Below are 25,101 nucleotides of genomic sequence, written 5' to 3'. Positions count from 1 at the left end.
CAAGCGAGCCCTGGGCCCTTGCCCTGTTCGACCACCTCCCGAGAGGCAAGCAGACAAGCCTATCTTCTTGTGCAGGAGGGCGCCTACCCATTATCGATCCGAAAGTCCGCCGGTAGCGAGCATCGCGCCGCCATATGGTCACCACAGGTAATTCAACCAGCTCTGCGCTCGAGTGACGAACATCACGGGGATCCCGGCCACCTGGACATGCTGCGTATAGACGGCGGCGCAGCCCCTCGCACCCCCGGGGAGCCGCAGCGAGGCGGCCTCGTCGAGCTGGATTTTCGCGGCGAAGCGCGTCGGCGGGCCCGTGGCGATGTCGTCGGGAAGTTGGCCGGTTGCAAGCAACTGTCCCGACCCGGAGACGTCGATGACGCCGATCACCCTGCCGGTCAGGATTCGGCCCGGATAGAGCTTGAGAGCAACCTCGGCGTACTGGCCCGGCTCGACGAGTAAGAAGTTCTTTTGATCGAGCATCGCGACGACGATCCCTGCCTCGTCGTCTTCCGAGTGCTTAATAAAGGTCATGACGGACCCCCCGCCGACGCCCCCCACCATGGTCCCTGGCAGCAGCTGGACATTGGTGACGAATCCGTCAGCGGGAGCGACGACAACAGCTTGTTTCAGGTCGTAATCGGCGTCCTTCAATGCCGACCGGCTTTGGGCTAGCTTCGCTTTTGAGAGCTCCACGCCCAGCACCGCCTGACGTTGTGCGGCGTTCGCTTGGTCGAGAGCTGTCGACGCCTGTTGATAGCGTGTCAGGGTGAGGTCGTACTCCTCCTGAGTGATGGTCTGAGACTCCACCAGCTTGGAGTCTCGGTCGCGCTCTTTCACCATAAAGGCGAGGTCCGCTTTGGCGCGGGTGACCGCCGCGTCGGCCGTGTCGATCGACGACTCGGCGACCTTCACCGCCTGCTCGGCCTCGGCCACGGCGGCCGAGAGCCGCTCGACCGCGTTCTCGAGCGGAGCGCGATCGAGCTCGAAGAGCGTGTCGCCCGCCTTCAGGGGTTCGTTGGGAGCGGCGACGATCTTGGTGACGCGGACCCGTTGCTGCACCTGCGGCACGATGGGAACCGTCTTCTGCAGGACAATCGCCTGGGACGTAAAGGGGTGGTAGTACTGGGCGCAGAACAGCAGCGCGACAATCAAGGCCGGACCGACCGAGCCAAGGACAATCGCGAGCGGCAGCGACAGCCGGAGCAGTCGCCACTTTGCAAAGACGAGCCAGATAGCGAGACAGTAAAGTCCCGCAAGGATCCACATCATGACGATCGCCCCCTTCTTTGTTCCGACGAGGCGATCGCGTTGACGCGCTCGGTCAGCTGGGCGAGTCGTTGGTTGCAGGAGTCCGCCGTTGCCGGGTTCACCGCCGAGGATTCTGTTGGATTGAGGGACCGGTAGAGCCAAGCGACGAACACACAGGTCAAGATTGCCGGGATCATGCGCGGCCTCCTGCGTGAGAGTTCTCGAGGCGGGTTACTGCGGCCTCGAGCTCGTTGAGTTGCCGGTTCGAGTCTCCTCTGGCCGTCGATCCGGCGTAGGCCCAAACCATCGCCAGCACCCACAGGACTCCGGTCGGTAAGCCAAGCCAGCCGGCCACCCGCACCGCCGCCGCCTGCGGATGCCCTCGGCCGGCAGCGATGCGCCCGGGCAAGTCGGCCAAATACAGCAAAACGGCAAGACCTGCCAACGCGAAGACGAGCATCGCCACCAATGCGATCCCGCTGATGAACGGGCCGAGCGACGCGAACGCGTAGCCGGAAGCGATGACCATGGTCACTTTTACTTTTTCGCTTGAGAATAGCGACGAGAGAAACCGTCAGTCCGACACCAAGAACTGATGAATCGACTCCGGCGCTCTACCGTTCTATAACCACTATTCGGGGAAGATGGTCGCCCAATCTTGCGCCATGTCAATGACGATCCAGCCGCGCGATGAGGCCTCATCCAGGGCGACGTCAAGGCGGCCGACAGACGATTCGCGGTCGTAGGCGAACTCGCGGTCGGCGTCCGTGTGATGAAGGAGGATGCCCAGCCGGGGCGTGTCGTCCTCCTCGTTCCTCGGAATCGTCGTGTACTGTAGCATCTGCAGGTCGCCGTCCGAGTTGCCGCAGGCCAGGAGCGGTCGACGACCAATATGCTGATAGATGCCAACGGGCTTGCCCGCCTTGTCGTCAACAAAGTCGAGTTCGGGTTGCTTGATGATAACGGGCACGCCGTCACGCAGCTCGTAGGTCGCCTTGATACTGGTGCCGACCACCTGCTCGGGCGGGATGCCGTACGCCTCCTCGGCGAAGACCCGCAGGAAATCGATGCCGCCTCCCGAGACGATGAAGGTCTTGAATCCGTTGGCGCGAAGGTAGCTGAGGAGTTCGAGCTGGGGCTGGTAGACGCAGTCGACGTACCGGCGGCCGAGCTTCGGGTGAACCGCCGTATTCAGCCAATCGCGCGCGGAGGCTTCGAACTCGTCGGCGGTCATGTCGGCGTGGGCGACCATGGCGATCTGGGCGACCGCCTTCATGCCCTGGCCCGCCACGGCTTTCAGGTCGTCGGCGAGCACACTCTTGAACGGCTCGGTCGTCTTCCACTCGGGATGGTCGTCCGCCAACGCCTTAACGCGATCGATCGAGAAGGCGAGTTGGAAGTACGCCGGCTGCTCGGCCCAAAGGCAGCCATCGTTGTCGAAGGTGGCGATCCGCTCGGCGATCGGCACGAAGCCGGGGCCGCCCTCCGTTGTTACGGCCTCAACGAAGTCGAGAATCGCCGCTTTGGTGTCACCGTCGTTCCAACTAGGCAGGGGGTCCGCCGCAAGGGCCGTGGTCGAGCAGCTGAATAGGGCGGCGATAAGTAGGATTCGCATAAGTCGGGTTGGTTGGGGGGGATCGGCTTACTGACGGGGCCGTCGGCTCATTGGTTGAGGCCTGTTAGCTCGACGCGAACCTCTTGAATGGCGCCACTAAAGGGGAAGGGCGACCGCTCCGAACAAGCCGGCGACACGCACGACCCAAGATCGCGGCCGATGTCGAGGGTCTCGCTCGCCGTAAAGGCGGCGGGGACGCCGGACCGTCGCCCCCGTCCGATTCGCTTGTCGTCAGAGCCGCCATAAACATCACGGCGAAGGCGCGCCAACTCATGACCGAACCGCTTATTCAGGTGCATAAAAAAGGGCCGCCGACTCGTGCGAGTCGGCGGCCCGGGTTATTAGCCAATTTACTTCGAGCCGACCCCGCTCTTGATCTGCTCGATCACTTTGTCGAGGTTGAACGAGCCGGGGGTCTGGCTCGGCGGGTACTCGACCATCGACTTGAGGAACTTGGCGGCGATGTCCTGCATCGGCAGCAAGACATAGGCGCGACTGAGGTACCAATCCCAGTAGGTGTTGGAGTTGACTTGCGCCTTCTCGAAGGGGTCGCGACGCAGGTTGAAGAGATAGGGGATCCGCAGCGGGATAAACGGCTCTTGCCACACGCCGAGCTGAACGCCACGGTTGGCTAAGAAGACCGCCTTCCAGGCGTCGTATCGGATGGCGACGATCTGCCCTTCGTCGTTCACGTACATGAACTCCTTACGGGGCGACTCGTCGGTCTCGCCCTTCAGGTACGCCAATTGGTTGTAGCCATCGATCATGTTGCGGTACTTGCGGCCGATCAGCTCGGTCCCTTCGGCGAGCTTCTCCTTGATGTCCGGCGCGCCTGCTGCGGCGGCGAACGTCGGCAGCCAATCCTCGTGGGCGACGATGCCATTGAGCGTCACGCCCTCTTGGAACTTGCCGGGCCAGCGGATGAACGCCGGAACGCGATAGGCGCCCTCCCAGTTGGAGTTCTTCTCGCCGCGGAAGGGAGTCGTGCCGGCGTCGGGCCACGTGTTGTAGTGCGGGCCGTTGTCGGTCGAGTACTGGACAATCGTGTCGTCGGCGATGCCGAGCTCGTCGAGTAGGTCGAGCAACTCACCGACGTGCATATCGTGCTCGACCATGCCGTCGTGGTACTCGTCGCCCGACTCGCCCGAAATACCGCGGTGTTCTTCTTTCACGTGCGTCCGGAAGTGCATCCGGGTGCCGTTCCACCAGCAGAAGAAGGGCTTGCCGGCTTCGTGCTGCTCTTTGATGAACCGCTTGGCTTCCTTGATGGTCTCGTCGTCGATCGTTTCCATCCGCTTCTTGGTGAGCGCGCCGGTGTCCTCGATCTTCTGCGTGCCATCCTCTTGAGCCCAAGAGTGGATCACGCCACGGGGGCCGTACTGCTCCTCGAAGGTCTTCCCGTTGGCGAGCTTCATGTCGCCCGGGTAGTCCTCGTTCTCCGGCTCTTCTTCGGCGTTGAGGTGGTAGAGGTTGCCGAAGAACTCGTCGAAGCCGTGGTTGGTCGGGAGGTGCTCGTCACGATCGCCCTGGTGGTTCTTGCCGAACTGGCCGGTCGCGTAGCCCTGGCTCTTCATGACGGCCGCCATGGTGGCGTCGGTCTCTTGCCAGCCCTCCTCGGCGCCGGGCATGCCGACCTTCGTCATGCCGGTGCGGACCGGCACGTTGCCGGCGATGAACGCCGCGCGGCCCGCTGTGCAGCTCTGCTGGCCGTAGTAGTCGGTGAACGACACGCCTTCCTTAGCGATGCGGTCGATGTTGGGCGTCATGTAGCCCATCATCCCGCGGCTGTTGTGGCTGATATTCCACGTGCCGATGTCGTCGCCCCAGATGACCAGGACGTTCGGCTTGTCGGCGGCGACGGCCGCAGCCGTGTAGAGGGCGGTCGACAGCAAGCCCAACTGTAGGGCTAGCCGTCGCGTTGAGAGTTGCGATGCCATGGAGTAGTTCTCCGGGTTCAAAAGGGTTTCTCGTTACAAAATTACGCGCTAAGAGCTTCTTGTCGTTTGCCGAACGACCGCAGGCGGAACGACGCGACGATGAGAACCGACCCGGCAATCATCGCGAAGACGCCGAGGACCTGCACCAAGAGACCACCCGATAGGAGCGGCGCCGAGAGCAGGATCGCGCCGAAGACGATCGACAGCAGCCCGCCGAGGATCAGCCACCACTCGCCCTCAATCTGCTTTCGCTCTTGGACCGCGGCGATGATCTCGAGCACGCCGCCGACGATCGACTGGATCGCGAGCAAGATGACGAGCGTCGTCACGGCGATCACGCCGACGAAGGCGGGATGGGCTAACACGAAAAGACCCGCGACGATACAGATCACGCCACGCAGGAGGGCCCACCAGCGCGACGCGACCCATCCAAGAACGCCTGCCAGAACGGCTAGCACGCCATCCGCGAGGACGAAGGCGCCGATCACAAAGGCGTAAGCCATCACGGTGACGCCCGGCGTGAGCAACGCATAGCCGCCCAGCGCGACCAGCATCATGCCCCGCACCAACGGGATCCACCAGAGCTCCGCGATCGCGATGACGGCGTCACGTTCGTTGGGCGTCAGACCCCCGGTGGGGGGCGTCGCAGCGGTTGAGAGAGCGTCAGCCATACAGACTCAGTTCGTGGGGGCGGGGGGATCGTCCCCATCGGCGGTCGCTTCCGAATCGTCGTCGGGGGCGTCGAGACGGACCAGCAGGTAGTTCTCCGTCTTGTCGGCGCCGAAGTGAACCAGCACTGGCGCCTCGTTTTGGGTCAGGTTGTAGAGACCCGTTTCGGCGACGAGGGTTTCGCTCTCGCCGATGCGGATCGCCACGCGCTGTGTCTCGCGATCGACCGCCCCCTGGAGCGACTGGGCCTCATCGGTCTCGATGTTGTAGAGCGTCCCGGCGACGACCCCTTCTCGATTGACAGCGAGTTGAACCGTGAGGCTCGGTTCGGTGTCGCGTTGGTCGGTCGAGACGGCGAACGTGCCAAGGGGCATCCATTCCGCATCGGCGGCCTCCTCTTCACTCGCCGGAGGCTCGACGGTGGCGAGGTCCATCGCGCTCATCGCAAACTCGTCGGCAGTCGCCACCTCGGTCCCGCCGATGTAGACGCGGTTGTCTTCGTAGACGACGTTGCCGTCGGTTCCGTAGTCGTAATAGACCGGCTCGGACCACGCGTTCTGCGGCGCCGACCAGGTGAACCAGTTGCTCACGGCTCCCCAGACGGGGACGGTCCACCAGTAGTTCCAGCCGTAGTTGCGGCGGGCGTAGCCGTAGTGCCAGCCGCACACACCAGAGGGGTGGCCGCCCCACCAGCCGGCGTTGAACCAACCGTGGTGATGGTGGTAGTGGCCCCAATTGTGCCGCACGCCGTCGGCCCAGCCGTTCCAGTACCCGAGGCGCCCGCGGCTGGGGGTCTGCCAGCCGGGTCGGCTGAAGGCGTTGTCCCAGCGGTTATGCAGGTTGACGTTGGTGCTGTTGTTGAGGTTGACCCAGCTTGGCCGGCGATTGATGACGTTGTTGCCCTCCCAACGATTGCCGAAGTCGGGTCGGGCGTCAGGTCTCCCGCCAGGCCGTCCATCGGGCCGACCCGGTCGGCCGGCTAGGCCCGGTCGATCCCCTCCCGGGCGTGCGCCGGGCCGATTCAGATCGCCAGGGAGGGTGACAGGACGCCCCGGACGATCACCGAGCCCCGGGCGACCTGCGCCGCCGGGTCGCTGAGTTTGGCCGGGCCGTGCTGGGAGGGTCGTCGCCACTCCCCCATCAGGTCGGAGGGGCTTATCAAGACCAAGAAAATCCTTCACGTTGCCGGGCGTGGGCCGTGATCCGCCCGCTGAGCCGCCGGGGCGACCGGCTAGTGCGGGGCCGCCCCCGGGTCGGTTGGCGCCGGGCCGATTGCCGACGCCGGGGCCCGTTCCAGGGCGAGCCCCGGGAACGGTTGGGCGATTGGGAAGGCCAGCGACGGGAGGTCTCGCGCCACCGGGCAGCTTACCGCCTCCGAGGTTCGGGCGGTTGGTTCCAGGCCGCGACGGACCCGTCGGCAAGCTGACGCTCGGCCGCGTTGTCGGTCGGCCAGCGAGTGAAGGCGTTCCTCCGGGTCGCGAACCCAAGTTCGGCGGCACACGGCCTGCCGTTGACGGAAGGTTGGGCTTCAGCCCGCCACCGGGCCGGGCCGACGGCATGTTCACGTTCGGCCGCTGCGTCGGACGGTTGAAGTTCGGCGTCGGAGCGGGCCGGCTGATATTCGGCCGCGGCGCCGGTCGCGGCGCGCTGATGTTGGGACGCGGGGCCGGCCGGGGAGCGCTGATGTTTGGGCGCGCTCCGCCGCCCCCCATCCGCGCCCCGCCGCCTCCCCCCATGCGTCCCCCGCCCCCACCACCACGCATACCGACCGCGTCGGCGCTAGATGTCCAGGCGAAGACCGCCGTCAGCAGGACCGCAAAACGAAGACAGTTCATTGCCCCGCTCCTTCGGCCGAAGCGTCGGGAGCGATACGCACCACCGTCACCGGGTCGCCGTTCGGGACCGGGACGCCATCGACGGTCTGGCCGATCTTCTCGACCCGCATCGTGTCGGCGCCGACTTGTGTCAGGACCTGCGTCCCTGCCGAGACGCTGCCGTCGCTGCCGACGTGCGTCATCTTGATGAGCCAAGCGTCGCCGTTGCGCGAGACCGCCCCCTCGCCGAACGAGCCGTCCGAGTTGAACGTCCAAGTGCGGTATTGCTTAGAGCGGGGGTCCCAGCCGATCACCTGGGTCCCTCCGAACGATTCACCTTCGCCGTAGTCGGCCTGAAAGGAGCGGAGCAAGAAGGCTTGGTTCGCCGACCAACGGACGGTGGTCTGGACGTCGACCCCTTCGGTGTCGTCCCGCCAATCGCCCACCAGCCAGGCCAACTCTTCGAGCGCATCGGCTGGCGTCGCCGCGCTGGGCAGGTCGCGTTCTCGTGAACTCTCGATGAGCCAGTCGCCCGACTCCTTCACCAGCACCGCGGTGAAGGACGACGGCGTCGGTTCGGCGCCCGGGACGAAGAGCGTGACGACGCCCTCGGCGATCGCCACATCGGGCCGAACCAACCGCACCTCGCTCACCCCACCGGTCAGGCGGGCGTCTGCTGCGCCGGCGAAGAAGGTTTTGAACCCTTCGGTGATCGCGGCTTGGCCTTCGGTCCGCTCGCCGGTCCCTTCGTCGACGCAGACGGCGTCAGAGGACCAAAACTTGGCGACTTGGTCGGCTTCGCCCGCGTTGAAGGCGTCCAAGTAGGCCGCAAAGCGTCCCTTAACCTCGTCAGCGGGATCGCTGTCAGCCGCGAGGCATGGCGCCGCCACCCCCACAACCAGCAGCCCAAGAATCGAGAGTCGCATCTAGTTCCCCTCAGCGGCTTCTGCCGCACGACCGGGTTGAATTGTGAAGAGCAGGTGATGGCACTCCGAAACCTACCGGGCGCCAACTGGAGTCACAGCGGGATCGTCACTGCGCGGCAGGATGGATCAGGCTGGTCGACCTGTAGTTTTTGGGCGCCGCGATCCAGCTGTCAACAAAATACCGCTTATTGCTTCGCATTTTAACGTTCGAAGGCGTGTCGAAACGGATCGTCGAGTTTGACGAGGGTTCCGTCTCTAACGTTTCGGGGCGCCATCCGGGATTCGGCGGGTTGAAGAGGCCGATTGACCATCGAAAGGGTAACTTACTTTTTTGCGCAGGGAGCCGGACGGATGCGGTTTCTAACACGAATTGCCGCGGCGTTCGCTGGGTTCGTCTGCACCGCGGCGGGGGCGACGGATCAGCTCACCGGCGATTGGTGGGGGAATCGCTCCTGTCTGGCCGAGCACGGCGTAACCTTCGACCTCGACGTGGCTCACTTCTACCAAGGGGTCGCTTCCGGCGGTTTAGAGCAGCAATTCAAGTACGGCGGGCATGGGGACTACGTCACCAATGTCGATTTCGGCAAGCTCGGCGTCCAGGAAGGCCTCTTCTTGAAGGTGCGTGCCGAGCACCGCTATGGTGAGAACGTCAACGGCGACACGGGCGCCTTCCTGCCAGTCGCCGTCCTGGCCGACCTGCCAGCCCGTGACAATGATGATCTGCTGATCACCAATTTCTTGTTCACCCAGGCCTTTTCGGAACGCTTCGCCGTGTTCTTCGGCAAGCTCGACACGCTCGACGGTGACGTGAACGACTTCGCTCACGGCCGCGGAAAGACCCAGTTTTCGAATGTCGGCTTCGTCGCTAACCCGATCGCGCTACGGACGATCCCCTACTCGACGCTCGGCTGCGGCTTCGCGGTGCTCGGAGAGGGCGGAGAGCCGGTTTTCACCTACACCGTCCTCAACCCGACCGACACCGCGTCCACCGCGGGCTTTGACGAGCTGTTCGCAGAGGGCGTTGCGATGTCGGCCGAGTTGCGGCTGCCGACTGAGTTCTACGATATGCCGGGGCATCAGCTCTTCGCCGGCACCTGGAACAACCGAGACTATGTCTCTCTGGGGCAAGACCCCCGTGTCGTGCTGCCGAACGTGCCAATCAACGAGACGAGCGGTTCGTGGTCGCTCTACTGGAATATGGACCAGTATCTGTACGTCGATCCTTGCGATGCGACGCGCGGTTGGGGCTTCTTCGGGCGTGCGGGAATCGCGGACCAAGACGCCAACCCGCTGTCTTGGTTCCTGAGCTTCGGTTTAGGCGGTCACAACCCCACGAAGGGTCACGAGGCCGACACCTTCGGGGCGGGATGGTATGTGGCCGGGTCGAGCGACGAGATCGGGCCGGTTCTCGAAACGCTACTCGGCCCGATCGGCGACGGTCACGGAGTTGAGCTCTTCTACAACTGGCAGGCGACGCCGTGGCTCAATGTGACGCCCGACCTGCAGGTTGTCGTCCCGGCTCGTGAGAATGTCGATACGGCGTTGGTGCTCGGTTTGCGGGCCGTGATGCGGCTCTGATCGCAGCCCAACCGCGGCGTGGGCCGACGGCTTTATCGCCATGGCGTTGTCGCAATGGCCCATTCCGGCGAGTAGGATACGAGTCGTCTGGAGGTCGCGCCCTTGACCAAAGGCGTGACGAACTCGTCCCCCCCTCCCCGTTTCCGACACGCAATGACGGCACGCCTTCAAATCGTCCTCTCGGTCGCTCTTGTCGCCCTGCTAGGCGTCGATCGGAGCGAGGCCCGCACCTGGTCCGACAGCTCTGGCCGTTACACGGTCGACGCCGAACTTGTGGCGTTAGGCGACGGCGCCGTCGTGCTCCAGCGCGCCGATCATCACCTCGTCTCAATCGATGTCGAGCAGCTCTCCGCAGCCGACCAGCAGTACTTGGCGTCGGAAGAGGCCAAGCGGGCCGCGCAAGGGATCGCCGACCAGCAGCAAACCTGGACCACGCGCGGCGGTCTGACCATTCTCGGCAACGTCGTCGACTACGTGATCAAAGATGTCACGGTGCAGCGGCGGCGGGGCAAGGTCTATGTCAATGACCGCGTCTTCGACAATCTGCCCGACGTCTATCAGAAGATCGTGCCACGGGTCGTCGGCCACTTCGAGGAGAAGCCGCTCGACGACAAGGCGTCGCTTGAATCGTGGCTGACGCACACTAAGGGCCGGCCTTCGACCTATCGCTGCGAAGGGGTCATCCTCGAACTGCCCAGCGGCGACGAGTACGCCATCCCGTTCTTTCTGCTCCGTGACGAGGACCTGCAAGTGCTGCAGCCCGGCTGGGAGCGTTGGGTCGCCGCCCAAGACGACTACGAGGGACGGGCGAGCCTGTCCGAAGATCTCCGCGCTCTTGCGGCGGCCCAGCAACAAGACCGGCAGGTGACCCAACAGGTGGCGCGTCTGCAGCTCGCGATGCAAGCGGTCGACACGGGCGTCACGTCGCTATGGGAAGTGACGCTCTACCCGGGCCGTGGGGTCGCGGGATCGCCACTGTGGGTCGTCGTCCCAGGCCGCGATAGTCGTCAGGCGACCGCCGCGGCGATTTCCAGGAACCCCGGATACGTCGCCGGGCCGGTGCGTCGCGTAAGCCGCTGAGCCAGTTGCTGAGCCCAGTTCACGGCGGCTCGGACCAACCCGCCGTGCTCCGCTTTCACTTCTGCAGCAGCAGCTTGTCGTTCTTTGTGACGATTAGCCGGTACTGCTCGCCCGCGTGCTGGATCAGCACGGTCTTTGCGCTGCCGAAGAGGTCGGCCGAACTCACCGTGCGGGTTATCGCCGCAGAAGTCGGGCAGCCCCCCATGCGGACGAGGATTGCCTCGTGGCGGGCGTTTGGATCGACGGGGGTTGGTTTTTCTGACATCAGCTCGGCAGCAGGCCTCAATTAGAAGGCTCGCAATTCACGGCCGCCCGCGTAATAGCGAGTGAGGCCGGGGGTGAGGCGTTTTTTTCGCAACCGCCCCTTGCGTTAATCGGCAGGTCCGCTAAAGTAACGCTCCTGCGACTCAGTCGCAACAGGTTGATTTGCTTTTAACGAAGGCAAATCGCTCTCCCTGCCAGCCAAGGCCGCTCCGGTTTCTTTCCGGAGAGGGTCCAAGCCAGCTAACGGAAGTCGTCGTCCTCTGCCCTTGATCGGGCTGTTGGCGACCCTGTCCTAGCTCGCTCGACCCACATAGGAGCCTTACGCCGCATCGAAATTGACTCGGGTCCCCGTGGGGACCGTCCCGCGCCCCTCGGCGCGTCCCGCCTTTATGCCAGCCGGAGAAGCGTCTCCCGGCTGTCCACACAATTCGCAACCGCGTCACACAAGTGACGCTTGATGGAAAGAATAATGAAACAACACATCATCAGCTTCCTGACTACCACTTTCTGCGTCGCCGTCGCCACCACGGCCTCTGGAGCGACCTTCGACCTGGCGGCTGCCAGCGACGTTTTTACTCCTTCGTTCCGCGGCGAGGGAAACACGACTTACCTCGGCTGGGACGTCTTCGGCTCGCCCGGCGATACGGTTCTCAATGACACCACTCCTGACGTCGGTACGGGAGCGGGTTCATTCGTCACCACCAACGGCGAGGACCACCAGTCCGGTTCGCTGAACTATTACTCGGGCGGCGGCTCGGTCGCTGAGGACGTGACTTTCGCAACGGATGGCGTCCCCGGCTCCGGCTTCACCACGGTCCTCGTTCAGGCGACCACGCTTTTCGGCGGCTGGGGGGCTGACATCGAGTTCGGCCCGATCGACGGTGTCGCGCCGACGCAGGTCTTGCAGACGACCAACGCCATCGGATCGGGGCAGTTATTCGTTCGTTACGAATTGCCCGGCAACAGCGCCACAGAGACCTTCTCGATAGCAACCGCCGTCGGCGGCAATCCGACCTCCCTGGGACTCTTCGTCATCGACACGCTCTGGTCGCCGACCGGCTTTGCTCCCGACACCGCGATCGCGACGCCCGAGCCCTCGAGCTTCGCCATGGTTCTCTGCTACGCGATGGCTTGCGGTTTCGGCCGTCGCCAAGGGGGACATGATGTTTAGGCAATCAATCGGTCTAACGTCCTTGCTGCTTTGGACCGGCGTCGGCGTCGCCGAGACGGCGACGTGGTCCGAACCCGCCATCGATAGTTGGTCCTACACCAACGGTTTCGGCGGCGGTTTCAGGGCCGAGGCACCGACCTTTGGCGGGCTGGGCTTTGATAGCGAGACCGCCGAGTTCGGCCGGGGCTCGCAAACGGGGCCGACGCGTCTCGGCTCAATGCTGCTCGCGTTCGAGACCGACGACTCGATTACGCCCCTGCTCGATGCGAGACGCTACGCAATCCAGTCCGTCACGGTGACGGTGCAGCTCAAGGCGTCGAGCGGCTCGGCCCTGCCCTACGGCAGCCAGCCGATCACGCCCGAGGCGCTGGTCGCCGAGGCGGTCGGTGGCGGCGTGACTTCGCAGAAGCCGTTCGAGCTCTTTGGCGTCGGCTTCCGCGGCGGTTTTGACGGCTTTGCGTTGGGGCCCGACCAGTCGGGCGTCCGTTTCAGCGAGTCGACAAACGCCTACGCCTCGGGCGTCGGCTATGTCGTCTACCCGGCGATTGGCGACGACGAGAGCCATCTCGTTGACGTCTCCAACAACCTGACCGGGGGCTTCAGCGCTACTGCCCCGGGGAACGAGACCGATCCGTTTGCCGCGACGCCGTGGTCGATCGGCGACCCCGGCGTCGCCGAGGGCGAGGCGATCGCTGACAACACGGTCGTCACGTTTGACGTCGATCTCACGCAGCCTGGCGCCCTGGATTACCTCCAGCAATCGCTGGCGGCAGGGTCCCTGGGCTTCTTCCTTTCGTCGGCTCACGCCGCCGGCCAGCAGGGGGCGGGCGGCAGCGCCTACCCCGTTTGGTACACGAAGGAAGCCGCCGGCGTCTTCACCGGGGCGGAGGCGCCGACGCTGACGATCGACTACGCGATCTTGCCGATCGCCGGTGACTACGACGGCAACGGTGTCGTCGAGCCGGCGGACTACGACGCCTGGTCCGCGAGCTATGGGCTCACAGTCGATGTCGCGGGGACCGGGTCGGATGGCAACGCGGACGGCGTCATCGACGCCGCCGACTATACGGTCTGGCGTGACGCTCTTCCCGCGGCGCCGCTCGCCACGGCGGTCCCTGAGCCGAGCAACCTGGCGCTCGGGTTCATCGGCTTCACGCTCCTGGGGTTTTACGCGCCGGCAATACGAGTTTCCTCGAAGTGGGAGTCAATGGAATGAATTCACCTTCCGTCCGACGCGGTTTCACCCTCGTCGAGCTGCTAGTCGTCATCGCGATCATCGGGATCCTGGTCGCGTTGCTCCTGCCCGCGGTGCAGGCCGCTCGCGAAACGGCCCGGCGGTGTATGTGCCGCAGCAACCTCCGACAAGTCGGCGTCGCGACGCTCAACTACCACGACACAACGGGTCACCTCCCGCCGCCGAAGGTGGGCACGAAGTACGAGCATCGGGGCAGCGCCCTGGTGTTGCTGCTTCCGTTCCTCGAGGAGGGCTCGCTCTACGCCACGTACGACCTCGACCGACCGATTCACGATCCGGTCAATCTGCCGACGACGACCGGGACGATCGAGGCGTACCTTTGCCCGTCGATGGCGCCGCCGACCCTCACCGAGACGCAGGGCGGCGCACCGTACGGTTACGGCAGCTACCTGATCTCGACCCGCTCGGAGTACCAGAAGCACTCCGACGACGAGAACGCCGCCGATAAGCTTCCCGATGGCGCGTTCACATCGCTCAACTTGGGTGACAATTATCGTCTCGGCCTGCAGCACATCAGTGACGGAACCTCCAAAACGTTGCTAGCGGGTGAGATCAACTACGCCTTCGAGAGCCAGCTGCCCGTCGCCACGGTCGGGGGGGGATCGTTGGGCGTCGGCGCTTTCGCGTGGGCCCAGGGGTATTGGATCCAGGGCTGGGGCCACATGGGCCTCGACACCGAGATCGATCTTTACAACAACAGCGAGCGGCTTGTCGCGCCGACCTCGCCCCGCACGTTCCGCAGCGATCACCCCGGCGGGGTCAACTTCGTGCTGCTCGACGGCTCGGTCCGCTTCCTCGAAACCGCGACCGACCGTGAGGTCCGCCGCGCGCTGGTGACCCGCGCCGCCGCCGACACGCCGGCCTCCCTCTAAAACGCTCCAACTCTCCCTCACAGGTTTTGATTCGGATGATTCGTTCCCTACCTCTGCCGATTCTGGCTGCGATGGCGTCGGTCGCCAGCGCCCATTGCCCCTGGCTTTATGTCACCGAGGACTCCCACCCGCGGCTGTTCTTCGGCGAGAGCCTCTCGGACCGCGAGTACCACCTGCCCGAAGCGGTCTCCGCCGCCGAGGTGTGGCAGACCGGCATCGACGCCCCCAAGAAGCGCCTAGAGATGGCGACGATCGAAGAGGACGGCTTTGTCGGCCTCGAAAGCGAGGACCCGATCGAGCCCCGGGGGCGCTTGCAGACGACGATTGAGTACGGCTGCTACCACGGCACGAAGTTGCTGTACTACGTGCAGCACCTGCCGGCGGATAACCCTTCGGCCTGGCCCGACGAGCCCGCCGACGGGGCGCTACAGCTGCAACTCGACTCGGAGGGCGACGAGTTAGTCGTCTCGGCCGTTTGGGAGTCGGCGCCGCTTGCCGGCGCGACGATCACGCTGACTCACGAAAGGGGCGACGCGAAGGACAAGCTAACGAGCAAGACCGACAAGGCGGGCGTGGCTAGGTTCCCGCTCGACGAGGTCGCGGAGGGACTCAACGGTTTGTCCCTGATGCACGTCGACAAGAACGACCGTGGCGAAGTCGATGGCGAGCCCTACACGTCGGCGACTCACTACTTGACCGCCACTTTCAATTATCACCAAGAGGCGGCGGCGAAGGTCTCGGCGCTGCCCGCCCTGCCCGAGGCGGTCTCGAGCTTTGGCGCCGCAGCTTGCGATGGCTGGGTTTATGTTTACAGCGGCCACGTCGGTCAGGCCCACGATCACTCGCGCGAGAACCTCTCGTCGCACTTCCGCCGGGCGCGGCTCGACGGGACAGGCGATTGGGAAGAGCTGCCGATGGGCCGGCCGTTGCAGGGGCTGCCCCTGGTGACGCATGGCGGCAAGCTCTACCGGGTGGGCGGGCTCGACGCGCGGAACGCGTCGGGCGAAGAGGAAGACCTCCACTCGGTCGCCGACTTCGCGGCTTACGATCCCGCCAGCGAGACCTGGACCGACATGCCGCCGCTCCCCGCGGGGCGGTCTTCCCACAACGCGGTTGTCGTCGATGGCACGCTCTACGTCGTGGGGGGCTGGCGACTGACCGGCGACAACCAGGGAGAATGGCAAGCCGGCGCGTTGGCTTTCGACCTCGATGTGCCCGGCGCCGCGTGGCGAGAACTGCCCGAGCCGCCGTTCAAACGCCGCGCGCTGGCCGTCAGCCATATCGGGGGGCAAATCGCCGCCCTCTGTGGCATGACCGATGACCAAGACCTCTCGAAGAAAGTCTACTTCTACGACCCGGACGCCGAGTCCTGGTCCGATGGCCCCGAGTACCCCGGCAAGCCGTTCCACGGGTTCGGCCTGTCGGCGTGGAACCTCGACGGCGACCTCTACGCCAGCGGCATGGACGGTTTCGTCTACCGACTCAACGAAGACCGCACGGCGTGGGAAAAAGCTGGTGAGAGCGTCACCAAACGTTTCTTCCATCAACTCGTGCCCGACTCGCAAGGGGCGTTGCTGCTGGTTGCGGGGGTCTCACCCGATCAGGGCCACCTCGCAACGACCGAGCGGATCACTCCCCAAGCCGCAAAGACGCCTTAGCCGCAATACGAGAACCGTCGTGGCTCCCCTTCAGCCCGACAGGTGATGCTCATCGAGTTTGCGTTTAAGCGTTGTGCGATGCATGCCGAGCACCTTCGCGGCCGGCGCGCACTCGTTGTCGAATCGAGACATCGCCCGCTCAAGGAGCGGTCGCTCGACTTCGGACACCATGCGATCGTAGACAGCGGCGATGTTCGTCGGGTCGTTGAGCAGTTCGTCGGCCCGCTGCGCCGCGGCGGTCGCCAAGCGCGTTGCGGACGAAGCCGCCTGGGTCTCGCCTCCGGGCGTCAGTCGCTGTGGAGCGGGGAGGTGCTCCGGTTCGATCACTCCCGACCGGGCCAGCACGCAGGCGTGCTCAATCGCGTTACGGAGCTCACGGACGTTCCCTGGCCAGTGCCGAGACTGCAACTCGGCGAGCGCCGCCGCCGAGAGTCGCGGGGTCGCCTTGCCGGCGAGGGCCATAAAGTGAGCCGCTAAGATCGGGAGGTCGCCCGTCCGCTCGCGCAGTGGCGGGACGTTGATCTCAAAAGCGCAGAGCCGATAGTACAGATCGTGTCGGAAGCGGCCCTCGGCGACGCACTGGGGCAGGTCCTGATGCGTCGCGGCCACGACCCGGAAACGGGTCGCCACCGGCGCGTCGCCACCGACCGGCAAGACTTCGCCCTCTTCGAGCACGCGGAGTAGTTTGACCTGCAGCGCGAGCGGGATCTCGGCGACCTCGTCGAGGAAGAGGGTCCCGCCGTCCGCTTGCATGAGCAGGCCCGGGCGGGTCCGCGTCGCGCCGGTGAACGCGCCATCGCGATGCCCAAACAGCTCGGACTCCGCGAGCGAGTCGCTCAACGCAGCGACGTTGACCGCCACGTAGCGGCCTTCGCGTCGGGCGCTGTGACGGTGGATCGCGCGGGCGACGAGCTCCTTGCCGCAACCGCTCTCGCCCTGCAGCAAGATGCTGGCGTCCGACGCGGCGGCGAGCGCCACCCGTTTGAAGAGCGCCTGCATCGCCGCCGAATCGCCAAGCAGTTCTTGGCGTTCGGGGACGCGGGCTTCGACCAACTCTTGCGGGGGCTCCAGTTCTGGCTTCAGCGCCCTCTCGATGACGGCCTGCACCTCGGCCGTGCCGAAGGGCTTCAGCAGGTAGTCAAACGCGTCGCTCTGGACCGCCCGGGCGGCGGTCGTCATGTCGCCAAAGGCGGTGACGATCACGATCGGCACGGCGCCAATCCGGTCGCGGAACGAAGCGATGGCGGTGATGCCGTCGATCCCCGGCAGGCGGACATCGAGCAGAACCAGGTCGGGGCGCCAATCGGCCGCGACCTGCAGGCCCGCTTCGGCCGAGGCGGCGGTTCTCGCCTCGTGGCCGAGCGTTTGGCAGAGACGCGAAATCCCCCAGCAGATTGCCTGCTCGTCGTCAATGATTAAGACGTTAGCCACGCAGAGATTCCTCGATGGCGGCCGGGTCGGTTGCAGCGGGTAGTCGCACCACAAAGCGGGTCTCGTCGCCGATCCGGTCCCAAGCGACGTTCCCCCCACTAGCCTCGACCGCCGACTGAACGACGGCAAGGCCTAGGCCGACCCCCTCGGGCTTTTCCGAGACGAAGGGGTCAAAAATCCGGTCGGCGACAGCCCGGTCGGGTCCGCTGCCCGAATCGGTGACCGTCAACTCGACCGTATCAGCGAGCCGCACCAATCTTACACAGACCCGCGACGGCGTGCCCTCCAGAGCCCGGCGCCGCGACGCCGCTTCGCTCGCGTTCAGCAGCAGGTTGACCACCGAGTGGGTCAGTTCTTCGGCGACCCCGAGGACGGGGCAAGGCGTGGTCGGCAGGTCGGTCGGGACAGCGACCCCCGCATGCTCGGTCGTCGCGCCGGTGAGCTCGAGCGCTTCGCGGACGACCTGATTCAGATCGACGATCCGGGGCGGTTCGGGCGAGGTCGTCTTGCCGACGCTGAGGAACTGCTTCAGCCGTCCCTCGATGAGACGCAGCTGTTTCCTGGCGATGTCGAGGCTTTCCAGGCCGCTGGCCACGCCGCCGGCCACGCCGCCGGCCACACCGGCGGGCGACGCGGGGCATTCGCCGGCGTGCAGGTCGATCGCCATCCGGCAGCCGGTCGCCGCGTTGCGGACTTCGTGGGCCATCCCGGCGCCGAGCGTCGCGAGCGTGCGGAGCCGTTCGGTCTGTCGCACCTTCGCTTCGTAGTCGGTGAGTCGGCTCGCCGCGCGATTCACCGCCAGGGCCAAGTCACGCGACTCGTCGTCGAGCTGCGGGACATGCACCGGTCGGAAGTCGCCGTCCGCCAGCCGGTTGACCTCCGCGCCGATCTGGGCCATGAGGCGGCTAATCCTGCCGGTCGCCACGAGGGTGACGGCGGCGATCGCCCCCGCGGCGGCGACGCCTACTACAAGCGGCGGGACGAAGGCGTCCCGCCACGCCGCGTCGTAGTCGGCCTTGGGAACGAGCAGGTGCAAGGTCCGCCAGTCGCCGTCGGCGGTCGGACGACTCACCCTCAAGGCGGAATGAAAAAAGACCTCCGCAGGAGACCGCACGCTACGCCGCAGGTCGACGTCGGCCGGCGCCGTGACGATCGGGGTCTGGCGGACCGACCCGAGCACCGCGTCGGCGCGCGGCCCGCTGCTGGCGACGCGGTCCCCTGCCCTGTCGGCCAGCAGGAACTCGGCGCCGGCGAGGCCCGCCATCTGCGAGAGGACGGCGTCGGTCAGCGGAAAACTGCTCCGGCTGAGCACCTCCGCGACGCCCCGCGCCTGCCGCTCCATCCGCGCCCGCGTCTCGGTCGTGGCGATCCGGGCATAAACCAATGCGACGACGCCGAGGCTCGCCGCCGCGACGACTAACAGCGGCCCCATCAGCTGCAACCGGATCGGTACTCGCAACAGTCGCTCCGCAGAATGATCGGCGCCGAGACGTCGGCAATCGGACCGGCTAAGCAGCGGTCCGTCGCGTCATTCTACCGAAAATCCGCCGCAGTTCCGACCTGGCGGTCGAAGCGATCAAGAATCGTCCGCGGGTGACACCCGCCGTTGCACGAGCCTAGCAACAGCGATCGACCACGCCCGAACGAGCCAAGCTGCCCCTCTTGGGTCACTTGTCTAAGTTAATTGGGGGGCGCTATCAGCCGTTTTGGCGATTGCCACGGTTCTTGGTTGTGCAACCGGGGCTAGCGCCCGAACGGCTCATCCTCGCATTCAGATTTGACGAGGCGCTAGAGGTTGCCGAAGACTTCCGTGCCGTTGGGGGTGGCGTACGCCTTCCAGATGTTCTCGTCGACATCGTCGGGGACAAACCGCACGCTGCCATCGACGGCGAGGAGGTTGACGCCCCCCGGGTGAGCGCTGCGGGCGAACTGGCGCCACTGGCCACGCCACTGGCCTCCGGTCACTTCGGTGGATCGGCAGGGAGCAAAATCGTTCTCGATGCAGTATCGGGTCCAATCGGAAGCGTCGTCATTCGGGACGTAGTCATGCATGTACATCGCAGCGGCGCCGAAATGGAGGGTTCCCCGCGTATCGGTTCCCTCGACGGTCCGCACTTCGCAAACGGCGGCTGTCTTCGAGGTGCCGTCGATGAACTCGCCCATCCTCCGGCCCCGGTTGACCTGGAATGTGCCGTACCTCATCAACGACGAGTCGGGGTGCTCGGGGTTGCGCCGGGGCCAGTTGACGTCATTGCCGTCTTGCGAAGAGAAAGGGTGCGGGGTGCACCCAAACTGCGATCCGAAGCCGCAGTTCTGCTCTGGTGACGGGTCGTTCATCCAGACGAAGCCGATTCCGGCGTTAGCCGCGTAGTTACCCCGCGCGCCGTACCAGTTATTGACGATGCCGACCTCATCGCTCGATGGGCAGAGGTAAGTTTCGAACTTGAGGTGGTGGGACGTGTCGCCACTATCGTTCCGCGCTCCGAGTGGGACTGACCAATCGACATTTGCGTAGAGCGACGCCTCTTCGACGTAAGGCATCAGCGTCGAGATCCAACTGAACATCGTTGGGTCGCCCGTGTAGAGCTGGTTCGTCTGAGGATTGATCCCGTAGCGCTGGGTCGCGCCAAAGGGGAGCTTCCGCTGTGACGACTCGTAATTGAGCAGCGCCAAACCCGATTGCCGAATGTTGTTGGTGCACTCGGTGCGCCGCGCCGCCTCGCGGGCGGCCTGGACCGCTGGCAGCAGCAGGGCGACCAGGATGCCGATGATGGCGATCACCACCAGCAGTTCTACGAGCGTGAAAGCGGCCCGGCGGGAGCGACGCGACGAGCCGGGCGAGGCGGGTACGAGCACCGAAAGACACTCCAGAGGGAGGTACACTGGCCGCACCCTCAACGCCCCAAGCCAGTGGCTTCGGTCGTGGGAGCGGGATTCGCCTGCTTCTCTCGGGTGCCGATTCTAGTGAAGGGGCGTCTCGATCGACAAGAGAATTTTGCCGGAACCTCAGGAGAGCAAGAGCCTCGTCCGTCGTTCTCACGTTGTGAAGAGGCGCCAGCGGGGTGGATAAAATCACGCAAAAGCGCTTCCTTCTAACCGCCGGCGCTGGCTATAGTCGGCGGGTCACCCCGACGGAATGCGGGCCCGCGAGGGTTACCGGCAGGCGTGGCAAAGCGGTGGTTGGAAAAGAAGAGAGAAGCAGGCGGAGTCGTTCCCTACAGTAAACGGGCTGAAGTAGCCCGCCTGGGGAGACTCCGCTTTTTTTGTGGCTTCGCGTGCTTTTTTTGTGGCTTTTTCGTGCAAAAACGACTTGGTGCTTAGCGTTCTCAATGCTTAGCGCCGGGTGCTCCCCGCCTCACGAGTTTCACCTTGGAGCCGTCTCATGCGTGCAGATGCTGATTCCCAATCCTCTCTGGCCACTAGCGCTAGGGCCACTTGCGCTCGGGCCTCTTGGGGCCGCGTCTTCGGCGGCCTTGCGATCGTGATGGCGACCGTCGCGCCCGCTTCGGCAAGCATTCTCGACGACTTCAATGCGGCGACCTTGATCGCCGACTTCCGGTTCGATGACACGGCCGGCACCAAGCTCGAAGACGCCGCCAATGCGGTAGATCCCCTGAACAAGCTCGGCGTCGATGCAGACTTCAACGACGCTGTGACGGACGGCGCTGGCAAATACGACGGGTCGGGGAAAGCGAACACCGAGCAAGGGGCGTCCTATCTCGATGTAGGGAATATCACGTCCGGTAAGCTATACCTCCTTTTCGACGTCGCTTGGGCCTTCGATGAGTCGATCTACGACCCGAGCCAGGACGAGGAATTCCGTGTGTCCCTGATGAGGGACAACGCGTCAACCGCTTCAACCTTCGTCACCGCTGAGAACAATTTCAGGCGTGACAGTGCAACAACGGTTTCCCTGTTCGGTAATGCCGTCGGCACAGGCTCCTCCGACACGCCGAGTATCTCGCTGGGCAGCAGCGGCGACATGCTGACGATTCTCGTCGCTGACCTCGACGCTCAATCAATGGAGTTATTCTATTCGACCGATGACGGCTCAAGTTTCACGTCGCTGGGAACCGGTAGTCTCGACCCGTCTCGAGGGGTCCAATCACTCCGCTTCGTGCTGAACGAGGACTTCTCGAACGACTCGCTCCTGGTGGATCGCATCGCTTACGCGCTTGTTCCGGAGCCGGCCGCGGCCGCTCTCTTGACGATCGCCGTAGCGATGGCTGGCGTCGCTCGCCGTACGTCGGATCGGTAAATATCGCTATGCGGTTCGTTCTAATAGGCTTCTCGGTCGCGGTGGCGGTGGGGATCTGCGTCTCCGCCGCCACGGCCGAGTTGACCGCCGTTTGCCGTGACTACGCGGTCACCAGCGGCCATCCCGACTCGACGAGAATCGGCGTCGCGGTGCTCCGCGCCGGCGGCAACGTTGTCGATGCGGCGGTCGCGACTTCGCTCGCCTTGGGCGTTGCCGAGCCTTACGGCTCGGGGATCGGCGGCAAGGCGATGCTGCTCTATCGCGAAGCGGCGACGGGCAAGGTCTACTCGCTCGAGGCGATGTGCCAAGCGCCCGCCGGCCTCGACGCCGACGCGTTCGCCAAGCTCCGGCGCCAAGACCGCTATTACGGCTACCGGGCGGTGGCGATCCCGGGGCTCGTCGCCTGTCTTGGCGAGGCCCACCGCCAATGGGGCTCACGCCCCTGGGGCGAGTTGGTCCTCCCTGCTGCAGAGCTGGCCGGCGACGGGGTCGTCGTCTCGCCCCCGATGTACTCGTTGATGCGGCCTAAACGGAACCTCTTGCGTCGCGACTCCGAGGCGGCGGCGATGTTCTTGGCCGACGGCGAGACCCCGCCGGTCGGGGCCTTGATGCGCTACCCGGCGCTGGCGGCCACCCTCCGTGAGATCGCGCAGGGGGGGCCAAGGGCGTTCTACGAAGGGCCAATCGCCGAGCAGATGGTCGACGCCTGCCAAGCGGGCGGATCGCCGATGACGCTCGGGGACCTTAAGAACTACGAGGTCCGTCAGGGGTCGCCGCTCGTGGCCGACTGGGAAGGCTATCGCCTGGCGACCTCGCCGCCGCCCCTCACGGGAGGAACCACCGTCTTGGCGACCCTCCGAGCGCTGGAAGGGGTCGCGGGGCTCCAGGCCTGCGCCGAACGTAATGCGTCCTACATTGATCTAGTGGGTAGGGCGTTGTTGGTCCTTTACCCGGCGATCAGTCGGACCATTGCCGACTCCGAAGCCGCCGATGACGACGCCGCGTGGCTCGTCTCGACCGAGGGCGCCGACGCCGCACGGGCCGCGGCGGATCAGCTGAACCCGGCGTCGCCCGCCGTCCCCGATATCTCTCCCGGTGGCGTCACGGCCGACGACACCCCGCAGGCGAGCACGACGCACCTGATCGTCGCCGACCGGGCCGGGAACGTCGTCTGCCTGACGCAATCGCTCAGCTACCACATGGGCGCCGGCGTCGTGGCGCCCGGCGTTGGCGTGCTCTTCAACAACAGCATGAGCAATTTTTCGACACGCAGCCCCGAGGGGGTCAACTACGTCGCGCCGGGCAAACGGGAGCGGAGCACCATCGCCCCCGTGATCGCCACCCGCGACGGACAGCCGGTCCTCGCGATGGGCATCCCGGGGGGGCAGCGCATCCCTACCACGATGATCCAACTGTTGATCGACCATCTCCAACTGGGGACGCCGCTCCGCACCACCTTCGATCGCTCCCGGTTCCATGTCGTGCGGGCAGTCTCCAGCAACGAGCCGCCCAACCTGATCGATCTCGAAGCGGGTTCGGCGGCAGAACTCGGGCCCCAGCTCGAATCCCTCGGCTACCGTGTGGCTCGCCACGCCGCCGACGGGCACTACTTCGGCGGCGGCAGCGCGGTCCGTTGGACGCCTACCGGCCTCGAAGCGGTCGCCGACACCCGCCGCACCAACGACGCCGATGGCGACTGATCAAACCGCTATCGCGACTCCACTCTCTCCCCCCTGGCCTCCCCCGCCGATGCGACGCCTCACTCTAGCGACGATGTTCGTCGGCGCCTTGCTCGCTGGGGAGGCGTACGCGGCGATCACCCTCGACGCCGATTTCGACAGCGGCTCGCTCTGCCTGTTCGCCTCCAACGCCTGCGACGATAATGGGGTCCCCAGCTCGGTCAGCGGCTCGGTCGTGACGCTCGTCGGCCGCGACAATTTCAATGCGGGCAACTGGAAGTGGATCAACTTCCGCGCTTCGGGCGTTGCGGGCCAGACGGTCCAGTTCCGGATCGGCGACGACTTCACAACCGGGTCGAACAACCTGGTCGGCCATTCGATGGTCTACAGCTACGACCAAGAGAACTGGTCGTTCTTCGATAACAACCAACTGCAGTCATCGCTCGACCGCTACACGTTCTCGAACAACACGCCGTTTACGCAAGACCAGGTCTACGTCGCTTACGGAGTCCCCTACCCGACATCGCGGGTCGAGGCCAAAGTCGACTCGTGGGGCGCCTCGCCGTTTGTGACGCCGCTCGCGAGCGGCGCCGGCAGCCTGGTTATCGGCCGGTCCCCCGGCGGCGTCGATGACATCGGCCGGACGATCCCGAGACAAAACCTCTATGGCTTCCGGGTCACCGACGCGACCTCGGCCGCACCGAAGGAAAAGATTGTCTTGTTGGGCGGCACCCATGCCAACGAGACGCTCGGCAATTGGACCCTTGAGGGGCTCGTCGACTTCCTCGTAAGCGACGACCTGCGGGCGGCGCAGCTCCGCCAACGGGCTGACTTCTACGTCTACCCCCTGGCGAATCCCGACGGCCGCTACGCGGGAATGAACCGCACGACGGTGCAAGAGCAAGGGGTCGACCCGAACCGCGTCTGGGACTCGGCCTCGATCTACAACGGCCAGACCGACATCCGCACGATCGGCCAGTCGATGCGGTTCGACACGGGCGGCAACGTCGACTACCTCGTCGACTTCCACTCGACCGTCAACAAGTCGGAGGCGCCGTACCACTTCGGCTATCTCTTCGGCTCGATGTCGAGCGACCCCTTCTGGCAGGCGGTCCTGGATCGAGAGCCGCAGCTCGTCACGCAAGGGGCGTCGCTGGTCGATTTCACCGCGGCGAAGTTCGGCCGTGACGAGCTCGGCGCCGACGTCTCGTTCACGTTCGAGACGCAGTTCCTGCCGGGCGAGAACTCCGACCGCTTCCTCGCCCTCGGCGAGAACTTCGGCCTGTCGTGGTGGGACACGCTGGTCTCGGACGGCGACCTCGATTTCGACGGCGACCTCGACGCGGCCGACTTCCAGATCTTGCTGGCGAACGCTGAAACCGACCTCTCGGGGCTCGCCCCGATCGACGCTTACGCCGCGGGCGACCTCGACGGCGACGGCCTCAACTCGATCCTCGACTTCGTCCGGTTCAAGTCACGCTACGTCGCCCTGCACGGCGCAGCGGCCTTCGCGGCCCTCGCCGCCGGCGTCCCAGAACCGGTTACATTTTCGGGCGCAGCAGTCATGATTGCTGTGTTGACTGCGATCCCTCCTCGCGGCGCGGCGCCCGCCGTTTCGGCCCTTTCAAATAGTCCACCCGGAGAATAAC

The 25,101-nt window shown here is 65.2% G+C and carries 20 protein-coding genes; 9 read left to right on the top strand and 11 right to left on the bottom strand.

The genetic code is table 11. The features are described 5' to 3' along the window. Positions 1-138: 138 nt before the first annotated feature. The 7 genes from Pla108_RS09260 to Pla108_RS09230 form a co-directional block, all read right to left on the bottom strand. Entirely contained in the window at positions 139-1,266 is a 1,128-nt protein-coding gene (locus Pla108_RS09260; protein WP_146444652.1) for an HlyD family secretion protein, read from the bottom strand. A 172-nt stretch (positions 1,267-1,438) separates the two neighbouring features. Beyond that, a complete protein-coding gene (locus Pla108_RS09255; protein ID WP_146445093.1) occupies positions 1,439-1,774 on the bottom strand; it encodes a DUF3302 domain-containing protein in 336 nt (111 codons plus the stop codon). 102 nt (positions 1,775-1,876) lie between these two features. Continuing rightward, entirely contained in the window at positions 1,877-2,860 is a 984-nt protein-coding gene (locus Pla108_RS09250) for an HAD family hydrolase (RefSeq protein ID WP_146444651.1), read from the bottom strand. Positions 2,861-3,210: 350 nt separating this feature from the next. Beyond that, positions 3,211-4,797, bottom strand: coding sequence for an arylsulfatase (locus Pla108_RS09245; protein WP_146444650.1), 1,587 nt, complete (start codon positions 4,795-4,797; stop codon positions 3,211-3,213). Between the two features lie 41 nt (positions 4,798-4,838). Beyond that, on the bottom strand, positions 4,839-5,468 hold the full coding sequence (locus tag Pla108_RS09240) for an HdeD family acid-resistance protein (RefSeq protein ID WP_146444649.1): 630 nt from the start codon (positions 5,466-5,468) through the stop codon (positions 4,839-4,841). Positions 5,469-5,474: 6 nt separating this feature from the next. Continuing rightward, positions 5,475-6,599 (bottom strand): hypothetical protein, encoded by a 1,125-nt coding sequence (locus Pla108_RS09235; RefSeq protein WP_197526430.1) that lies wholly within the window; start codon positions 6,597-6,599, stop codon positions 5,475-5,477. 698 nt (positions 6,600-7,297) lie between these two features. After that, the gene (locus tag Pla108_RS09230) at positions 7,298-8,206 is read right to left on the bottom strand and encodes a YybH family protein (RefSeq protein ID WP_146444647.1); all 909 of its coding nucleotides are present in this window, start codon (positions 8,204-8,206) and stop codon (positions 7,298-7,300) included. Positions 8,207-8,557: 351 nt separating this feature from the next. Between Pla108_RS09230 and Pla108_RS09225 the strand changes: the two genes are divergently transcribed. After that, complete coding sequence (locus Pla108_RS09225; protein ID WP_146444646.1) at positions 8,558-9,784, top strand: carbohydrate porin; 1,227 nt, start codon at positions 8,558-8,560, stop codon at positions 9,782-9,784. A 153-nt stretch (positions 9,785-9,937) separates the two neighbouring features. Beyond that, complete coding sequence (locus Pla108_RS09220; protein WP_146444645.1) at positions 9,938-10,864, top strand: SHD1 domain-containing protein; 927 nt, start codon at positions 9,938-9,940, stop codon at positions 10,862-10,864. A 55-nt stretch (positions 10,865-10,919) separates the two neighbouring features. Here Pla108_RS09220 and hemP read toward each other — a convergent pair whose 3' ends face one another. Next, positions 10,920-11,129, bottom strand: a complete 210-nt coding sequence (gene hemP, locus Pla108_RS09215) for a hemin uptake protein HemP (protein ID WP_197526429.1) — start codon at positions 11,127-11,129, stop codon at positions 10,920-10,922. 468 nt (positions 11,130-11,597) lie between these two features. Here hemP and Pla108_RS09210 point away from each other — a divergent pair, with 468 nt between their 5' ends. The 4 genes from Pla108_RS09210 to Pla108_RS09195 are packed head-to-tail and all read left to right on the top strand — an operon-like array spanning position 11,598 to position 16,084. Then, complete coding sequence (locus tag Pla108_RS09210) at positions 11,598-12,299, top strand: hypothetical protein (RefSeq protein WP_146444644.1); 702 nt, start codon at positions 11,598-11,600, stop codon at positions 12,297-12,299. Further along, the gene (locus tag Pla108_RS09205; protein WP_197526428.1) at positions 12,292-13,515 is read left to right on the top strand and encodes a hypothetical protein; all 1,224 of its coding nucleotides are present in this window, start codon (positions 12,292-12,294) and stop codon (positions 13,513-13,515) included. Before Pla108_RS09210 ends, Pla108_RS09205 begins: the two co-directional genes overlap by 8 nt. Next, positions 13,512-14,426, top strand: coding sequence for a DUF1559 domain-containing protein (locus Pla108_RS09200; protein WP_146444642.1), 915 nt, complete (start codon positions 13,512-13,514; stop codon positions 14,424-14,426). The genes Pla108_RS09205 and Pla108_RS09200 overlap by 4 nt, the downstream gene beginning before the upstream one ends. A 35-nt stretch (positions 14,427-14,461) precedes the next feature. Beyond that, complete coding sequence (locus tag Pla108_RS09195; protein ID WP_146444641.1) at positions 14,462-16,084, top strand: hypothetical protein; 1,623 nt, start codon at positions 14,462-14,464, stop codon at positions 16,082-16,084. A gap of 30 nt (positions 16,085-16,114) precedes the next feature. On the opposite strand, the gene Pla108_RS09190 is transcribed toward Pla108_RS09195, so the two are convergent. The 3 genes from Pla108_RS09190 to Pla108_RS09175 form a co-directional block, all read right to left on the bottom strand. Further along, positions 16,115-17,515 (bottom strand): sigma-54-dependent transcriptional regulator, encoded by a 1,401-nt coding sequence (locus Pla108_RS09190; protein WP_146444640.1) that lies wholly within the window; start codon positions 17,513-17,515, stop codon positions 16,115-16,117. Then, positions 17,508-18,974 (bottom strand): sensor histidine kinase, encoded by a 1,467-nt coding sequence (locus tag Pla108_RS20940; RefSeq protein WP_197526427.1) that lies wholly within the window; start codon positions 18,972-18,974, stop codon positions 17,508-17,510. Before Pla108_RS20940 ends, Pla108_RS09190 begins: the two co-directional genes overlap by 8 nt. A 329-nt stretch (positions 18,975-19,303) precedes the next feature. Beyond that, positions 19,304-20,371, bottom strand: a complete 1,068-nt coding sequence (locus Pla108_RS09175) for a DUF1559 domain-containing protein (RefSeq protein ID WP_197526426.1) — start codon at positions 20,369-20,371, stop codon at positions 19,304-19,306. Between the two features lie 628 nt (positions 20,372-20,999). On the opposite strand from Pla108_RS09175, the gene Pla108_RS09170 reads away from it, so the two are divergent. From Pla108_RS09170 to Pla108_RS09160, 3 genes are read left to right on the top strand one after another with little or no spacing between them, the layout of a single operon-like run. Then, positions 21,000-21,773 (top strand): hypothetical protein, encoded by a 774-nt coding sequence (locus Pla108_RS09170; RefSeq protein ID WP_146444637.1) that lies wholly within the window; start codon positions 21,000-21,002, stop codon positions 21,771-21,773. A gap of 8 nt (positions 21,774-21,781) precedes the next feature. Beyond that, positions 21,782-23,473, top strand: a complete 1,692-nt coding sequence (locus tag Pla108_RS09165; protein ID WP_146444636.1) for a gamma-glutamyltransferase family protein — start codon at positions 21,782-21,784, stop codon at positions 23,471-23,473. A 49-nt stretch (positions 23,474-23,522) separates the two neighbouring features. Further along, positions 23,523-25,100, top strand: coding sequence for a M14-type cytosolic carboxypeptidase (locus Pla108_RS09160; protein ID WP_197526425.1), 1,578 nt, complete (start codon positions 23,523-23,525; stop codon positions 25,098-25,100). Position 25,101: the final 1 nt, after the last annotated feature.

Origin of the sequence: Botrimarina colliarenosi (genome assembly GCF_007859955.1) — a bacterium.
Lineage (GTDB): Bacteria > Planctomycetota > Planctomycetia > Pirellulales > Lacipirellulaceae > Botrimarina > Botrimarina colliarenosi.
Note: the sequence above shows the minus strand (reverse complement) of the source record. Positions and strands in the feature narration are given on the sequence as shown.

Bases quoted from the DNA above. Each gene is read 5' to 3' on its own strand.
- Pla108_RS09260 (WP_146444652.1), bottom strand. From the start codon at position 1,266: ATGATGTGGATCCTTGCGGGACTTTACTGTCTCGCTATCTGGCTCGTC.
- Pla108_RS09255 (WP_146445093.1), bottom strand. From the start codon at position 1,774: ATGGTCATCGCTTCCGGCTACGCGTTCGCGTCGCTCGGCCCGTTCATC.
- Pla108_RS09250 (WP_146444651.1), bottom strand. From the start codon at position 2,860: ATGCGAATCCTACTTATCGCCGCCCTATTCAGCTGCTCGACCACGGCC.
- Pla108_RS09245 (WP_146444650.1), bottom strand. From the start codon at position 4,797: ATGGCATCGCAACTCTCAACGCGACGGCTAGCCCTACAGTTGGGCTTG.
- Pla108_RS09240 (WP_146444649.1), bottom strand. From the start codon at position 5,468: ATGGCTGACGCTCTCTCAACCGCTGCGACGCCCCCCACCGGGGGTCTG.
- Pla108_RS09230 (WP_146444647.1), bottom strand. From the start codon at position 8,206: ATGCGACTCTCGATTCTTGGGCTGCTGGTTGTGGGGGTGGCGGCGCCA.
- Pla108_RS09225 (WP_146444646.1), top strand. From the start codon at position 8,558: ATGCGGTTTCTAACACGAATTGCCGCGGCGTTCGCTGGGTTCGTCTGC.
- Pla108_RS09220 (WP_146444645.1), top strand. From the start codon at position 9,938: ATGACGGCACGCCTTCAAATCGTCCTCTCGGTCGCTCTTGTCGCCCTG.
- hemP (WP_197526429.1), bottom strand. From the start codon at position 11,129: ATGTCAGAAAAACCAACCCCCGTCGATCCAAACGCCCGCCACGAGGCA.
- Pla108_RS09210 (WP_146444644.1), top strand. From the start codon at position 11,598: ATGAAACAACACATCATCAGCTTCCTGACTACCACTTTCTGCGTCGCC.
- Pla108_RS09205 (WP_197526428.1), top strand. From the start codon at position 12,292: ATGTTTAGGCAATCAATCGGTCTAACGTCCTTGCTGCTTTGGACCGGC.
- Pla108_RS09200 (WP_146444642.1), top strand. From the start codon at position 13,512: ATGAATTCACCTTCCGTCCGACGCGGTTTCACCCTCGTCGAGCTGCTA.
- Pla108_RS09195 (WP_146444641.1), top strand. From the start codon at position 14,462: ATGATTCGTTCCCTACCTCTGCCGATTCTGGCTGCGATGGCGTCGGTC.
- Pla108_RS09170 (WP_146444637.1), top strand. From the start codon at position 21,000: ATGGCGACCGTCGCGCCCGCTTCGGCAAGCATTCTCGACGACTTCAAT.
- Pla108_RS09165 (WP_146444636.1), top strand. From the start codon at position 21,782: ATGCGGTTCGTTCTAATAGGCTTCTCGGTCGCGGTGGCGGTGGGGATC.
- Pla108_RS09160 (WP_197526425.1), top strand. From the start codon at position 23,523: ATGCGACGCCTCACTCTAGCGACGATGTTCGTCGGCGCCTTGCTCGCT.